Raw genomic sequence first — 15829 nt, forward strand, 5'->3', positions numbered from 1 at the left:
GAACTGTTCGGCGTTGTCGCGGAACACCGCGACCAGCAGGATCGCGAGCACCAGGCCGGTCAGCGCGCCGGTCACGCCGAGCACCACTCCGCCGCCGAGCACCACCGCGCGCACGTGCCCGCGGTCGCCGCCGCCGGCGGCGAGCAGGCCGAGCTGGCGGCGCGAGCGGCGGGCGCCGACCGCGAAGGCCGGTCCGGCGAGCAGCACGATCTCCAGCAGGGCCATGCCGACCACGGTGCCGGCGATCGCGACGGTCATCTTGTCGATGCCGCCGTAGGTCTGCCGCCCGGGCTGCTGGTACAGCGGCACCTCGGAGCGGGCGGGCGGGTTCATCAGGACGGCCTTGGAGCTGACCGCGAAGCCGTACTTGTTGAGCTCCAGCACCTTCGGCCAGTCCAGCGCGGCCGCTCCGGCGGGCAGCTGGACCAGCCAGGTGTCGCTGCTCTCCGGGGTGGCCGCCCGCTCCGGGTCGGCCTGCGCCAGCGGGGCGATCACGCTGCCGGGGCGGGCGAACAGTTCGACGCGCTTGAGGTCGGCGGGGATCTCGACGACGGCCGTGATGGTGAACGGCTTGGCCTCCAGGCCGTGGATCGCGGTGGAGTCGCCGAGCCGCAGCCCGGACTGGTTCAGGAACTCCTGGGTGGCGGCCATCTCGTTCGGCTGGGCCGGGAGGGTGCCGCGGAGCCTGTTCACCATGCCGTGCCACACCGGGTCGGACAGGTCGACCTCGACGGCCTCGGCCGTCATCCGGCCCTCTTTGGTGGTGACCGTGGTGCGCGGCCCGGCGGGCATCGGCACCAGCTTGGTGCCGGCCGGGAGCAGCTCCTTGATCAGGTCGGCGGGCTCGGTGTCCGCGCTGCGCTTCTCCTCCGGGGTCTTCGTCCGCGGCTGTCCGTCGCGGCCGGGCCCGCCGGTCTGGGTCTCGTCGTCGGGGTTGGGCGCCTGCAGCACGATGTCGCCGCGCTGGGCCACGCCGATCCGGGCGTCGGCGGTGCCCATCACCCGGGCGACCTTCTCGCTCGGTTCCAGCTGGGCGCTGCGGGCGACCACGTCGACGCCGGCCACGCCGAGGATCGGCAGCGCGATCATCGCCACCACCAGGGCGCTGCGGCCCTTGGCGCGCATGGCGTCTCGGCGGGCGATCCGCAGGGCTGCCCGCCAGGCGGTCAGCCTCACTGGTCCTTGCCCTTCAGCGCGTTGGCGGCAGCGGTGACCAGCAGGGTGCCGGCGTCCTGCCGGGCGGTCTCGTCGACCAGCAGGCCGTCGCGCAGGAACACCACCCGGTCCGCCCAGGCGGCGTGCCGGGCCTCGTGGGTGACCATCATGGCGGCGGCGCCGGCGTCGCAGCGGGCACGCAGCACGGCGAGCACGGATTCGCCGGTGGTGGAGTCGAGGGCGCCGGTGGGCTCGTCGGCGAGCACCAGGCGGCGGTCGCCGATCAGGGCGCGGGCGATGGCGACGCGCTGCTGCTGGCCGCCCGACATGTCGTCGGGGAAGCGGTCGGCGAGCTCGGCGATGCCGAGCTCCTCCAGCGCGGCGAGCGCCTCCTTGCGGGCGGCGCTGGCGGATGTCCCGTCGAGCTCGCGGGGCAGCGCGATGTTCTCGGCGGCGGTGAGCGCCGGGATCAGGTTGTAGTCCTGGAAGACGTAGCCGACGGAGCGGCGGCGGACCGCGGCGAGCTTCTTGCGGTCGAGGCTGCCGAGCACGATCCCCTCGACCAGCACCTGGCCGCCGCTCGGGCTGTCGAGGCCGCCGGCCAGGGTCAGCAGGGTGGATTTGCCGGAGCCGGAGGGCCCCATCACGGCGACCAGTTCGCCCGGGTACACCTTCAGGTCGACGGCGCGCAGCGCGTGCACCTCGGCCGCGCCGTGGCCGTGCACCCGGCTGACCCGGTCCAGGTGCAGCACGGGCTGAGCCGGCTTGAGTTGTTCGGTCATCGCTCCCCCAGGAGTTTCAGAGGCGGCCGCGGGCGCGGCTCTTGACGGCGCGGCGCGCGGGCGGCGCGGCGCCGGGTTCGGCCGTGGCAGCGGCCTGTCGCTCGGCGTACTGGCCGAGCCGGGATTCGCAGTGGTCCAGCCAGCGGATCTCCGCCTCGGTCTGGAAGATCAACTGCTCCAGCACCAGCAGCCAGGCCAGGTCCGCGCCGTCGCCGGTGTCGGCGGCCAGCGCCCGGCCCTTGAGCCGGGTGTAGTCCTGCAGCGCCTTCATGCTGTGCCGGCGCTGGCCCTGGACGACGCCGGTGACGTCCACTCCCGGGACGGTCACCGCCATCGCCAGCTTGATCGCCAGTTCGTCGCGCGGCGGATTGGTGCGCGGCACCCGGGTGTCGAACCAGCGGCGCAGTTCCACGCGTCCCTCATCGGTGACGGCGTAGAACTGGTGGCCCTCGTCGTCCTCGCCCGCGGACTCGACCAGGCCGTCGCGCTCCAGTCGGCCCAGGGTGGTGTAGACCTGGCCGACGTTCAGGGGCCAGGTCGCCCCGGTGCGGGCCTCGAACTCGGATCGCAGCTGGTAGCCGTAGCGCGGGCCCTGGTCGAGCAGGGCGAGCAGACCGTGACGGATCGACATACCGAGTATGTATACCCGGTATGGTCGGGCCGCTCAACCCGCGCCTCCGCCGTTCGGGGCCGCCGTCCCGTTCACCCCCACCCGGTACGGTCGGCTCCGTGACCACTCTGCGGATCGCCACGTTCAACCTGCTGCACGGCCAGCCGGTCGCCGCCGACGGCAGCCCCGCGCCCTACCCGATCGAGCCGGGCGCCCCGCTGGCCGACGCCGTCGCCGCGCTGGACGCCGACGTGCTCGCCCTCCAGGAGGTCGACCGCGGCCAGCGGCGCTCCGGCCGCACCGACCAGGCGGCGGTCTCCGCCAAGGCGATGGGCGCCGCCGACTGGCGCTTCGCCGCCGCGCTGCACGGCACGCCCGCCCCCTCGGCCGGCTGGGTCACCGACCCGGCCGTCCCGGGCCTCCAGGTGTACGGGCCCGCCGAGGCGGACGACGGCGCCGAACGGCCCGCGTACGGCACGGCGCTGCTGACCCGGCTGCCGGTGCTGCACTGGCGGGCCCGCCGGTTCGCCCCCGCGCCGTTCGGGCTGCCGCTGCGGGTGGCCGGGCGGCGCGGGCTGACCGCGGTGCCGGACGAGCCGCGGGCCGCGCTGGCGGCGGTGCTGGCCGGACCGGCCGGGGAGTTCACCGTGGTCGCCGCGCACCTGTCGTTCGTGCCGGGCTGGAACGTCGCGCAGCTGGCCGCGATCCGCCGCTGGATCGCCGACCTGCCGCAGCCGTACCTGGTGCTCGGCGACTTCAACCTGATCGGCGCGGTGCCGCGCACAGTGCTCGGCTCGGCGCACGCGATCCAGCGCACCGCCGCCCGGGAGCGCGTCCGCACCGCCCGCCGCACCCGCCTGCAGGGCTGGTACGACCTGGCCCGCACCCCCACCTACCCCTCGCACCGGCCGACCGTGCAGTTCGACCACATCCTGGGCATCGGCGTGCCGCGCAGCACGGTCGGCTCGGTCTCGGCGCCGCGCACCGGGGTGTCCGACCACCGGCCGCTGGTGGTGGAGATCGACGTCTGACGGGCCGGCTAGCGGGTGCGCCCGACCGGAGCCCCGGCCTGCTGCTGGGCGGGCAGCAGCACCGGGTCGAACTGGAGCATCAGCATGGCCGCGTCGTCGCCGAGCTTGTGCCCGACGTGCCGGACCACGTCGTCGTGCAGGCGGCGCAGGACCTCGACGGGGCCGCTGTCGGCGAGCAGCGGCAGCCGGTCGGTGAGCGGGTAGAAGGCGCCGCGGTGGTCGCGGGCCTCGATGACGCCGTCGGTGTACAGCAGGATGCGGTCGCCGGGTTCGGCGGCGAGCCGCTGGAGCGGCGGGCAGACGTCGCCGGGGTCGAGCACCCCGAGCGGCGGGACGGTCTCGTCGGCGGCCAGCAGCCGGGGCGCGTCCTCGCCGCGGAGCAGGACGGGCGCGGGGTGGCCGCAGTTGGCGATCTCCAGGGCGCCGTCGGGGCGGACCCCGAGCAGCACCAGGGTGACGAACTCCTCCTCCACGCCGGGGTGGTCGTTCTCGTGCAGGGCACGGTCCAGGCTGACGGCGAGCCAGCCCGCCACCCGGTCCAGCTCGGGCTCCTGGTGGGCGGCCTCGCGGAACGCGCCGAGCACGGCTGCGGCGGTCTCCACCGCGGCCAGGCCCTTGCCGCGGACGTCGCCCATCACGGCGCGCACCCCGTGCCGGGTGTTGACCACCTCGTACAGGTCGCCGCCGATCGAGGCGTGCGCGGCGGCGGCGGCGTAGCGGACCGCGGCGCGCACCGGCCCGACCCGTTCGGGCACCGGGCGCAGCAGCACCCGGCGGGCGACCTCGGCGACCAACTGGGCCTCGGCGAGGGCGAGTTCCTGACGCAGTCGGAGGGTGGCGCTGAGGTGGCCGATGCCGGCGATCAGCACGATCGCGGCGACGGTGGCGGTGTGCACGGACTGGCCGAGCACGTCGTTGTACCAGGCCATGCCGAAGGCGCACAGCTCGGCGAGCGCGCCGGTCAGCAGCGGGTACCAGGTCCGCCGGGAGACCACGGCGGCGAGGGCGGGGACGGCGGTCAGTGCGGGTTCGACGGTGACCTGGCTGTTCGTCAGCAGGTCGAGGGAGACCACCAGGGCCATGCCGATCAGCGGCAGGGCGTGCGAGGTCTTGGGCCATGTGCCGGTGACGGTGTTGGGTACCGGCCCTGGGGTGGGGCCGTGGAGGACGTCCCTGATCCATCCGGTCGCGCTCAACGTCGGTCTCTCCAGCGGAAGGTGCGGGTGCTGCGGCACCTGCGGGTCTGACGGGAGGTCAGGGGGTCGGGGCCCTGACGGCGGCCGGAGTACGGGAGGATGACCGGTTACCGACCCCACAATAGGCACGAAACGTGCAGGGCGCACAGGTTTCGCTTGATCTCGTGACGGGTTGAATGCTCTGAGTGACTCTTTTCTACCTATTCCCGATCAGAAGATCGCTCAACTCTTTTCGGCCGGGAAGTCCTGACGGTGTTTCGATCCGGCCGCTGCGCACGTAGCAGAACGAGGCCGTGACCTGCTCCACCGGAACGCCCGCCTGCTCGGCCCAGGCGAGGCGGTAGACAGCGAGCTGCAGCGGGTCGCCGCTGTCCTCCCGGCCGGTCTTCCAGTCCACCACCTCGTAGCGCGGTGACCCTGCGCCACCGTCCGCGTCCCGGTAGACCGCGTCGATCCGGCCGCGCACCACCCGTCCCGCCAGCACCAGTTGGAACGGCGCCTCGACCCGGTACGGGGTGCGGCCGGCGTACGGGCCGCGCAGGAACGCCTCCTTGAGGCGCTCCAGGTCGCGCTCGTCCTCGATCTCCTCGGCGTCCAGGCCGGGCAGCGCGTCCGGGCCGAGCAGCAGCGGCTGGTCGAAGCGGGCCTGCACCCAGGCGTGGAAGCGGGTGCCGCGGCGGGCGGCGGGCGCGGGCGGGCGGGGCATCGGGCGGGCGAGTTCGCGGGCGAAGCCGTCCGGGTCGGCGGCCAGCCGCATCAGCTCGGTGGCGGACAGCGAGGCGGGCAGCTCGACCTCCCGGACGGTGCGCCGGGAGCGCTCCAACTCGCCGAGCAGCGCCGTCAGGTCGCGGTCCCAGGAGGCCACCAGCCGCTGGTCCTCCACCCCCAGCTGCTCCGGCTCGGCTGCGGGCGCACCGGCCAGGCGGTGGCGGACCACGTCCGCGACCCGGCGGCGGGCGTGCTGCGCGGACGGGTCCAGCGGCAGCGGCCAGGGGGTCTCCACGGACACGTCGAACGCCGGGTTCTGCGCGTCGTCCGCCGGCGCCTCGGCCCACTGCTCGACCTCGCCGTTGCCGGGCCGCTCGGCGTGCGCGCGCAGCTTCAGCAGGAAGTCGGACGGTCCGCGGCGGCGCTTCTGCGAGGGCCCCCACCAGTGGCCGGAGGCCAGCAGCAGCGACCGCGGGCGGGTGAACGCGACGTAGCCGAGCCGCAGTTCCTCCACCTCGGCGTGGTGGGCCATCTCCTTCTTGAACAGGCCCATGCCCTTGGCGTTCCACGCCGGGTCGGCGGGCAGCGTGGCGGCGTCGCCGCGCAGCGCGTGCGGCAGCACCTTGCGGGTGGAGGTCCAGCGCTCCCGGCCCTGCCCGGACGGGAAGCCGCCCTTGACCAGGCCGGGCACGGCGACCACGTCCCACTCCAGGCCCTTGGACTTGTGCGCGGTGAGCACCTTGACGGTGTCCTCGCCGCCGGGCAGCCCGGCGTCCAGACCGCGCTCGTACTCCTGGGCGGCCCGCAGGAAGGCCAGGAAGGCGGCCAGGCCCGGGTCGCCGTCCAGGTCGGCGAAGGACGCGGCGATGTCCAGGAAGGAGTGCAGGGTCTCCCGGCGGCGGGCGGCCAGCGCCAGCGGGGAGGCGGAGAGTTCGACCTCCAGACCGGTGACGGCCAGCACCCGGTGCAGCACGTCCATCAGCGGCTCGGCCAGCGTCCGGCGCAGGTCGCGGATCTCCCGCGCGAAGCGGGCGAACCGCACCCGGGCCTCCGGGGAGAACGGCAGCTCGTCAGGCTGCTCGGCGTCCACGAAGGTCTCCAGCGCGTCGGCCAGCGACACCACCTCGGTGGGGTCGGTCTCGGCGACGGCGGCGGCGAGCGGGTCCTGGTCGCCGAGCCGGGCGGTGCGCACCAGGTCGGCGGCACGGCGGCCGAGCAGCGCCAGGTCGCGCGGGCCGATCCGCCAGCGCGGGCCGATCAGCAGGCGCACCAGGGCGGCGTTCGCGGTCGGGTCCTGCAGCACCTCGCAGACCGCCACCAGGTCGGCGACCTCCGGGAGTTGCAGCAGCCCGCCGAGGCCGACCACCTCGACCGGGACGCTCCGCGCCACCAGCGCGGCGTGGATGTCGGGGAAGGCGGCGCCGGCCCGGCAGAGCACGGCGATCCGGCCGGGCGCGGTGCCGGTGCGCACCAGGTGGTCGATCGAGTCGGCCAGCCAGTCCACCTCGTCGGCGTGGGTGGGCAGCAGCGCGGCCCGCACGAATCCGTCGAGTTCGGCGCCGGGCGCGGGCCGCAGCGCCTCCACGCCCTCGTGCATCTCGCGTAGATCAAAGGCCAGTTCGTTGGCGAAGGCGAGCAGCCGACCGCCGCTGCGGCGGTTCTCGCTGAGCGCGAAGCGGTGCGCGGGGCTGCCGTCGGCCTGCGGGAAGTGGTGCGGGAAGTCGTCCAGGTTGGCGACCGAGGCGCCGCGCCAGCCGTAGATCGCCTGGCAGGGGTCGCCGACCGCGGTGACGGGGTGTCCGGCGCTCCCGGAACCGCCGAACAGGCCGGCCAGCATCAGGCGCTGGGCGACCGAGGTGTCCTGGTACTCGTCCAGCAGCACCACCCGGTACTGCTCGCGCAGCAGCCGGCCGACCTCGGGGCGCTGCTGGGCGAGCCGGGCGGAGGCGGCGATCTGGTCGCCGAAGTCGAGCAGGCCGAGCTTCTGCTTGCGGGCCCGGTAGTCCTCGACCAGGTGCAGCAGCTCCTGCCGGCCGCGGGCGGCCTTCGGGACGGCCCGCAGGTCGTCGTTGGAGAGTTTCAGCACGGCCAGCTCGTCGAGCAGGTGCTCGTCCCAGTCCCGCAGCCGCGAAGGCTCGACCAGGTGCTCGGCCAGTTCGGAGTCGAGGGCGATCAGTTCGGCGACCAGCGAGGAGAAGGTGCCGGTGAGCGCCGGGTACGGGCCGCGGGCCTGGCGCAGCACCCGGGCGGCGAGCTGGAAGCGGGTGGCGTCGGCGAGCAGCCGGACGTCGGGCTCGATGCCCAGCCGCAGGCCGTGCTCCTTGAGCAGGGTGCCGGCGAAGGCGTGGTACGTGGAGATCTGCGGGTCGCCGAGCGCGTCGTCCTCGCGCACCCCGGCCCGCAGCAGCGAGGCGCGGACGCGTTCGGCGAGCTCGCCCGCGGCCTTGTTGGTGAAGGTCAGGCCGAGCACCTGCTCGGGGCGCACCGCGCCGGAGCCGACCAGCCAGACCACCCGGGCGGCCATCACGGTGGTCTTGCCGGAGCCCGCGCCGGCCACGATCACGCCCGGGGCCATGGGCGCGCCGATGGCCGCCAACTGCTCGGCGTTGAACGGGATGCCGAGGAGTTCGCGGAGCTGGGCCGGGTGGTTCAACGGCTCAGTCGACGACATGCCGGCCGTCCCGCTGCGCGGAGCAGCTGCCGCGGAACGCGCAGCGGCCGCAACGCTCGCCCGCGGTGGGGGTGAACCTCTCGGCGAGCACCCGGCCGGCGGTGTCGGCGAGCAGGTTCTCGATCCACGGGTCGCCATCGGGCGGCAGCTGCTGCTGCACCTTGGGGGCCTCCGGGTCGCCCTTGGCGGGCTCCCGCAGGTGGACCAGTTCGGCGCCGCCGGGGGCGGCGCCCTGCTCGAAGCCGGGCAGGCCGTCGAGCGCGCCGCCGCGCACCGCCAGCTGGTAGACGGCGAGCTGGCGGTGCTCGGGCAGCGACTTGTCGGTGGGGATCTGCTTGCCGGTCTTGAAGTCGACCACGTACGCGCGGCCCACCCGGTCGGCCTCGACCCGGTCCATCGAGCCGCGGATGCGCACCGCGACGCCGCCGACGTCCAGGGTGAGATCGAAGCCGTGCTCGGTGGCGACGGTGGTGCGGTCGCGTTCCAGCACGTGCCAGCGCAGGAAGCGCTCCAGGGCGGCCCGGGCCTCGGTCTTCTCCTGCTGGGACTTCCACGGCGCGTCGAACGCGAGGGCGTCCCAGACGGTGTCCAGGCGCTCCATCAGCACGGCCAGGTCGGCGGGGGTGCGGCCGGAGCCGACCTCGTCGGCGAGGGCGTGCACCACGTTGCCGAAGCCCTGGGCGGCGGAGGCGGTCCGTCCCGCCTTCACGTCCTTCTCCAGGAACCACTGCAGCGCGCAGGACTCCAGCTGCTCCAGGCCGCTGCCGGACAGCCGCACCGGCAGCCCGGGCTCGCGCAGCGGCTCCGGCGCGGCGGTGGCGTCGACCAGGCCCCACCACTGGTCGGGGTGGGCGGCGGGGACCAGCGGGCGGCCCTCCTCGTCGAGCGCCCCGGCCAGTGTGGCGAGCCGCTCGGCGGCGGCCCGGCGCAGCTGCGGGGAGCGCGCCGGGTCGACGGTGACCGCGCGCAGCTCGGCGACCAGCGCGGACACCGCGAGCGGGCGGCGCGGCCGGGCGGTGACGTCGGCGACCTTCACCTGCGGGACGCGCTCCAGCACCCGGCCGGTGCGCGGGTCGAGGGTCTCGCGGTACAGCTCGCGCAGGAACCGGGACGGCTCGTCGCCGTCCTCGGCGGGCGCCTTGACGGCGGTGACCACCAGGCGTTCCTTGGCGCGGGTCGCGGCGACGTAGAACAGCCGGCGCTCCTCGGCGAGCAGCGCGGCGGGCGACAGCGGCTCGGCGAGGCCGTCGCGGCCGATCCGGTCGGCCTCCAGCAGCGAGCCGCGGCGGCGCAGGTCGGGCCAGAGGCCCTCCTGGACGCCGGCCACCACGACCAGCCGCCACTCCAGGCCCTTGGAGCGGTGCGCGGTCATCAGCCGGACGGCGTCGGGGCGGTGGGCGCGCACGTGCAGGGTGTCGGCGGCGATGTCCTGCGCCTCGACCTCGGCGAGCAGGTCGAGCGCGCCGCGGTGCCCGGACACCCGCTCCTCGGCGCGGGCGGCGGTCTCGAACAGCGCGCACAGCGCGTCCAGGTCCCGGTCGGCGTTGCGGCCGACCGCGCCGCCGCGCAGCGCGGCCCGCTCCAGGCGTTCGCGCCAGCGCCGGGAGCCGTCCCACAGCTCCCACAGCGCGTCCTCGCCGGACGCGCCGCCCGCCAGCAGTTCGCGGACCTTGCGCAGCAGCACGCCGAACTCGTAGGCGCGCCGGGCGTACGGGGCGTCCAGCAGGGCGAGCAGCTCGGGCCGCTCCAGCGCCTCGCGGACGAGTTCCTCGGCGGGGCGGACCACGCCGGCCACCCCGTCCTCGGCCAGGGCCCGGCGCTCCTCCTCGCGCAGGGTGCGGCCGAGCCGGCGCAGGTCGGAGCCGTCCAGGGCGGCGAGCGGGCCGGTGAGCAGGGTGTGCGCGAGGTCGGCGCTCAGCGCGCCCTCGCCCTCGGCGCAGACCCGCAGGGCGAGCAGCAGCGGGATGACGGCGGGTTCCTCGCGCAGCGGCAGGTCGTCGCCGTCGATCTCCAGCGGCACGCCGGCGGCGGCCAGCGCGCGGCGCACGCCCGGTATCGACCGGGAGCCGGCCCGCACCAGCACCGCCATCTCGCCCCAGGGGACGCCGTCCTCCAGGTGGGCGCGGCGCAGCAGGTCGGCGACCGAGTCGAGTTCGGCGCCGGGCGTCGGATAGGTGTACACCTCGACGCCGCCGCCCTCCCGGGAGGGCAGCAGGGCGCGGTGCGCGGCGAGCTTGTCGGCGGGGAGGCGGCCCATCGGCATCCGGCGGGCGAGCTCCCGGGAGGCGGCCAGCAGCACCGCGCCGGAGCGCCGGGACACCCGCAGCACCTTGACCTCGGCGGGCCGGCCGTCGGTCTGCCGGAACGCGTCGGGGAACTCCAGGATGCCGTTCACGTCGGCGCCGCGGAACGCGTAGATCGACTGGTCGGGGTCGCCGACCGCCACCAGGTCCCGGCCGCCGCCGGCCAGCCGCTGCAGCAGCCGCACTTGGGCCGGGTCGGTGTCCTGGTACTCGTCGACGAACACCACGTCGTAGCGGTCGCGGAGCCGGTCGGCGACGTCCGCGCGTTCGGCGAGCAGCACGGCGCGGTGCACGAGCTCGGCGTAGTCGAGGACGCCGCGCAGGTCGAGCACGTCCAGGTACTCGGCCAGGAAGTGCGCGGCGGCGGCCCAGTCGGGGCGCTGGACGCCCTCCGCGAAGCGCAGCAGCTCCTCCTCGCCGAGACCGAGCTCACGGCTGCGGGCGAGCACCGCGCGGACCTCGTCGGCGAAACCGCGGGTGGTCAGGCAGGCCCGCAGGTCGAGCGGCCAGCGGATGGTCGCGGTGCCCGCCTTGGCGTCCTCGGCGCCGCCGGCCAGCAGCTCGCGGACCATCACGTCCTGCTCGGGGCCGGACAGCAGCCGCAGCGGCTCGGCGTACTCCTCGGGCGGCTGGTGGGCGCGCAGCAGGGCGTAGCAGAACGAGTGGAAGGTGGTGGCCTGCGGGACGGTGGTGCCGATCCGGGCGGTCATCCGGTCGCGCAGCTCCATCGCCGCCTTGCGGCTGAAGGTGAGAACCAGCACACGGTCGGGCGCGGCGCCCTCCGCGATCCGCCGGGCGACCGCCTCGACCAGCGTGGTGGTCTTGCCGGTGCCGGGCCCGGCGAGCACCAGCAACGGCCCCGACGCGTGCTCGACCACCGCCTGCTGGAAGGCGTCCAGCACGGGCGGTTCGGGCTGCGCGAGGGGGCTGCGCACCAGGCGGAACGGTGAGGTCACTGCGGTCCAGGGTCGTACGGCGGTTCAGTGGCGGGCGGATCGGCGAAGGACTCTCCGGGGAACGAGCCCGCCGCATCGAGCCTACGATCCTGCACCCACAGACCCCTCCGGCGCACCTTCCCCGGTCAGGCGGTCGGGCGGTCAGGCGTCCGGAGCGGTCCCGTCCCAGCGCGCCGCCCGCAGGTCGACCCGCGGCTCGCCGGCCGCCGTGCGCAGCGGGGTGCCCTCGGCGCGGTACTCGGGCAGCGCCCGGTGCTCGTGGCCGGGCAGCGGCCGCCCGTCCGCGCGGATCACCCGCCACCAGGGCACCGAACCGCCGTACATCGCCATCACCCGGCCGACCTGGCGGGGGCCGCCGCGGCCCAGGTACTCGGCGACGTCGCCGTAGGTCATCACCCGGCCCGGCGGGATCCGTTCGGCCAGGTCGAGCACGGCCTCCGCGTACGGCGGGATCTCGGGCACCTCGTCCTGCTCGGTCATCCGCCGCATTCTTCCTCATCCGGTCGATTTCCAGCACCCCCGTGCGAGCGATGCGGCGCGCGGGATACTGCCCCTGGACCGCACCGGGGTTCCGGGCATGGCAGCATCTTCGGGGCAGTGCGACACGCGAGGGAACAAGACCAGATGACCGGGACGGCTGAATTGAACGTGGACAAGGGCTCCGAGGAGTCCGCCACCGACGGTTCCGCCCCGCGGGCGCAGGACGCCCCGCCGGTCGACCTGCGCCACCGGGCGCGGGACGCGCACCACACGGGGGAGGACGCGGTGGCCGCTCAGCTGCCGCCGGACGACGGGTCGGACCGTCCGGGCACACCGGACCGGCCGCCGGAGCGACCGGGCCAGCACCAGGACGAGCAACCCGGCGGGCATCCCCCCGGCGAGCGGACCGGAGAGGGGACCGAGGCCGAGGAACCGGCCGGCGACTACCTGGCGGTCGACGAACCGCTGCTGCCGCCGCGCGCCCACCGGCCCTCGGACCTGCTGCGCTTCCTCGCCGGGCTGCTCGGCATCGTCGCGGTGTTCGTGCTGGCGCAGGTGGCGGTCTCCACCACCAGCGGCATCGAGAACGACATCACGGTCAACGCCAAGCGGATCCCCGACCTGCTGTCCACCATCTCCGCGCTGGTCTCCTCGGTCGCGGTGCTGGCGGTGCCGCTGGCCTTCGCGGTGGAGCGGCTGATCAAACGCGACGGCCTGCGGGTCGCCGACGGCGTACTGGCCTCGGTGCTCGCCTACGGCGTCTCGCTGGGCGTCGACTGGTGGGTCGCGGCCAGCGCCCCCGAGGAGATCCGCAACGCGCTGACCCAGTTCCCGCCGGGCCACGAGGAGACCCTCACCGACCCGGTGCACGGCTACCTCGCCCCGGTGATCGCGTACATGACGGCCGTCGGCATGTCGAGCCGACCACGCTGGCGGGTCGCGCTGTGGATCGTGGTGATCCTCTCCGGCGCGACCGAACTCGTCAACGGCTACACCACCCCGCTGTCGCTGCTGCTCACCGTGCTGATCGGCTGGTCGGTCGCGTACGGCACGCTGTACGCGATCGGCTCGCCGAACATCCGGCCGACCGGGCAGCACCTGATGATCGGCCTGCGCAAGGTCGGCTTCACCCCGTCCGCCGCGCACACCGCCTCCGACGGCCCCGGCGGCACCCGCCGCTACCTGGTCGTCCAACAGCAGGGGCCGCTGCTGGACGTGCACATCATCGACCGCGAGCAGCAGGCCTCCGGCTTCTTCTACCGGGCCTGGCGGCGGCTGCGGCTGCGCTCGGTCGCGGTCCGCCGTAGCCCGCAGTCACTGCGCCAGGCACTCGAACAGGAGGCGCTGATCGCCTACGCGGCCGCCGCCTCCGGGGCCCGCGCCCCGCAGCTGGTCGCCACCTCCGAGCTCGGCCCGGACGCCGCGATCCTGGTGTACGAGAACGTCGCCGGCCGCACCCTGGACGAGCTCGCCGACGAGGAGGTCACCGACGCGGTGATGGCCTCGTTCTGGACCTCGGTGTCCACCCTGCACGAGCGCCGGATCGCGCACCGCCGTCTCACCGGCGAGTCCCTGCTGGCGGTGGACGACCGCACCGGCTGCCTGATCAACCTGTCCGGCGGCGACATCGCGGCCGGCGACCTGACGCTGCGCATCGACGTCGCGCAGCTGCTCACCACCTTCGCGCTGCGCACCGGCCCGGAGCGGGCGGTGGCCGCCGCCACCGAGGTGCTCGGCCCGGCCCGGGTCGCCGAGGCGCTGCCGCTGCTGCAGCCGGTCGGCCTGAGCCGGCAGACCCGCGGCGACCTGAAGCGGATGACCAAGGAGCGGAAGGCCGCCGCGAAGGCGCTGGCGCTCAAGCAGGTCGCGTCGGGCGAACGCACCCAGCAGCAGGCCGAGGAGGACATCGCGCAGGCCAACGAGGACCTGCTGGCCAAGCTGCGCGGGCAGATCCTGCAGATCGCCCCCGAGGCGCCGATGGCCCCGGCCAAGCTGGAGCGGCTCAAGCCGAAGACGCTGATCATGCTGGTGGCGCTGACCTTCGCCGCCTACCTGGCTCTGACCACGATCCGGCCGGACCAGTTCAAGGTCTCCCAGATGAACTGGGCCTGGGCGGCGGCCGCACTGGCCGCCGCGGCCGCCTCGTACGTGGCGGCGGCGATGAGCCTGACCGGGTTCGTCCCGGAGAAGCTGCCGTTCGGGCGGACGGTCGCGGCGCAGGTCGCGGGGTCGTTCGTGAAGCTGGTCGCCCCGGCGGCGGTCGGCGGCATCGCGCTGAACACCCGCTACCTGCAGAAGGCCGGGATCCGGCCGGTGCAGGCCGCCGCCTCGGTGGGCGCCTCCCAGCTGGCCGGGCTCGGCGGCCACCTGCTGCTGCTGTTCGCCTTCGGCCTGATCACCGGCACCCAGACCAATGGGGACCTGGGCGCGTCCCGGGCGGTGATCATCGGGGTGCTGTCCGCCGCGGTGCTCGCCCTGGTGGTGGCCGCGGTCGCCCCGCTGCGCCGGTTCGTGGTGACCCGGGTCCGCTCGCTGCTCTTCGGCGTGATCCCGCGGATGCTCGACCTGATGCAGACCCCGCGCAAGTTGATCACCGGCTTCGGCGGCATCCTGCTGCTGACGCTGTCCTTCACGGCCTGCCTGGACGCCTCGGTGCAGGCGTTCGGCGGCGGCGGGCACGTCACCTACTCGGCCGTCGCCGTGGTGTTCCTGACCGCCAACGCGGCCGGTTCGGCGATCCCCACCCCGGGCGGCATCGGCCCGGTAGAGATCGCCCTGATCGGCGCCCTGACCGCGGCCGGCGTCCCGCTCACCGCGGCCACCCCGGCGGTGTTCCTGTACCGCCTGCTGACCTTCTGGCTGCCCGTCCTGCCGGGCTGGGTCGCCTACAACATCCTCCAGCGCAGGAGCGCGCTCTAAGGCCCTACGGGTACGCGGCGACGACCTGGGCGAGCATCTCGTCCCAGGGCGTCGGCGCCAGGCCGAAGGTCTCGCGGGTGGCGGTGTCGTCGAGCACGAACGGGCGCTCGAACTGGTAGGCGGTGTCCCGGGCGGAGCGGATCGTCGGATTGACCAGGCCGAGCAGGGCCAGCACCGGGCGGGGGATGCCGGTGACCTTCACCGCGGGCCGCCCAGCGGCCGCGCACAGCTCGGCGATCACCTGCCGCTGGCTGCGCGGCGCGTTGCTCGGCACGTGCCAGGCCCGGCCCCAGGCGCGCTCGTCGGCGCCGACCACGGCCAGCAGCCGGGCGACGTCCTGCGGGGCCGTCCAGCTGTGCGGGGCGGCCGGGTCGCCGAGGACCTGCACGCTCCGGCCGGCCAGGGCGCGGGAGAACGCCCGGTCGTCGAGCACGCCCGCCGCGTTCGCCGCCAGGTAGTCGGAGCCCCGCACCTCGGTGACCCGCACCCGCCCCGCCCGGTGCGCGGCCAGCGCGTCGTGCCACATCGCGGCCCGCACCTCGCCCTTGTCGGACACCGGCCGCAGCGGCGTGTCCGGGCTCATCGGCCCGTCCACCGCGCCGTAGCCGTACAGGTTGGAGACGGTCGCCAGCACCGCGCCGCTGCGCTCGGCGGCGGCGAGCAGCGAGGCGGCCAGCGGCGGCCACACCTCGGGCCAGCGGTGGTAGGGCGGGTTGGCGCAGTTGTAGAGCACCGCGGCGCCGTCGGCGGCCTCGGCGAGGGCCTGCGCGTCCGACGCGTCCAGCCGCAGGCGGGGCACGCCGTCCAGCGGGGCGGCGGCGGAGGCGGTGCGGGTGACCACCACGACCTCCTCGCCGCGCTCGGCGAGCAGCCGTGCGGTGGCCGAGCCCACCGGACCGGCGCCGACCACCAGGTGCCTGCCCATGGGACTCCCCCGTCTCTCGAACGTGTGCGCCCCGACCGACGCAGGTGTGCTGTTCCGCGCCCATGGTCACGCAAAACCGCCCGACCGGGGGAA

9 protein-coding genes and 1 pseudogene are annotated in these 15829 nt (G+C 75.1%); 2 read left to right on the forward strand and 8 right to left on the reverse strand.

Annotated elements, in window-relative coordinates; all coding sequences use genetic code 11:
- From IEZ12_RS05440 to IEZ12_RS05450, 3 genes and pseudogenes are all read right to left on the reverse strand, one after another.
- A pseudogene (locus IEZ12_RS05440) lies at positions 1-1176 on the reverse strand (hypothetical protein); the annotation flags it as partial.
- The gene (locus tag IEZ12_RS05445) at positions 1173-1937 is read right to left on the reverse strand and encodes an ABC transporter ATP-binding protein (protein WP_189271040.1); all 765 of its coding nucleotides are present in this window, start codon (positions 1935-1937) and stop codon (positions 1173-1175) included. The gene IEZ12_RS05445 and the pseudogene IEZ12_RS05440, both read right to left, overlap by 4 nt.
- A gap of 16 nt (positions 1938-1953) precedes the next feature.
- The gene (locus tag IEZ12_RS05450) at positions 1954-2568 is read right to left on the reverse strand and encodes a PadR family transcriptional regulator (protein WP_189271041.1); all 615 of its coding nucleotides are present in this window, start codon (positions 2566-2568) and stop codon (positions 1954-1956) included.
- Between the two features lie 98 nt (positions 2569-2666).
- Between IEZ12_RS05450 and IEZ12_RS05455 the strand changes: the two genes are divergently transcribed.
- Positions 2667-3578, forward strand: a complete 912-nt coding sequence (locus tag IEZ12_RS05455; RefSeq protein ID WP_229847261.1) for an endonuclease/exonuclease/phosphatase family protein — start codon at positions 2667-2669, stop codon at positions 3576-3578.
- An 8-nt stretch (positions 3579-3586) separates the two neighbouring features.
- Here the strand turns inward: IEZ12_RS05455 and IEZ12_RS05460 are convergent, their stop codons facing one another.
- The 4 genes from IEZ12_RS05460 to IEZ12_RS05475 form a co-directional block, all read right to left on the reverse strand.
- A complete protein-coding gene (locus IEZ12_RS05460; protein WP_189271042.1) occupies positions 3587-4774 on the reverse strand; it encodes a PP2C family protein-serine/threonine phosphatase in 1188 nt (395 codons plus the stop codon).
- 196 nt (positions 4775-4970) lie between these two features.
- A complete protein-coding gene (locus IEZ12_RS05465) occupies positions 4971-8153 on the reverse strand; it encodes an ATP-dependent helicase (RefSeq protein ID WP_189271043.1) in 3183 nt (1060 codons plus the stop codon).
- Positions 8140-11412, reverse strand: a complete 3273-nt coding sequence (locus IEZ12_RS05470) for an ATP-dependent helicase (RefSeq protein WP_189271044.1) — start codon at positions 11410-11412, stop codon at positions 8140-8142. Before IEZ12_RS05470 ends, IEZ12_RS05465 begins: the two co-directional genes overlap by 14 nt.
- 141 nt (positions 11413-11553) lie before the next feature.
- Positions 11554-11892 carry an MGMT family protein gene (locus IEZ12_RS05475; RefSeq protein ID WP_100588103.1) on the reverse strand — a complete coding sequence of 113 codons (339 nt, stop codon included), beginning with the start codon at positions 11890-11892 and terminating at the stop codon, positions 11554-11556.
- A gap of 144 nt (positions 11893-12036) precedes the next feature.
- On the opposite strand from IEZ12_RS05475, the gene IEZ12_RS05480 reads away from it, so the two are divergent.
- Entirely contained in the window at positions 12037-14811 is a 2775-nt protein-coding gene (locus tag IEZ12_RS05480) for a lysylphosphatidylglycerol synthase transmembrane domain-containing protein (protein WP_229847262.1), read from the forward strand.
- A 4-nt stretch (positions 14812-14815) separates the two neighbouring features.
- Here the strand turns inward: IEZ12_RS05480 and IEZ12_RS05485 are convergent, their stop codons facing one another.
- Positions 14816-15736, reverse strand: a complete 921-nt coding sequence (locus tag IEZ12_RS05485; RefSeq protein ID WP_189271045.1) for an NAD-dependent epimerase/dehydratase family protein — start codon at positions 15734-15736, stop codon at positions 14816-14818.
- Between the last annotated feature and the right edge of the window lie 93 nt (positions 15737-15829).

It is taken from the genome of Kitasatospora griseola (assembly GCF_014648555.1).
In the GTDB taxonomy this organism is placed as follows: domain Bacteria; phylum Actinomycetota; class Actinomycetes; order Streptomycetales; family Streptomycetaceae; genus Kitasatospora; species Kitasatospora griseola.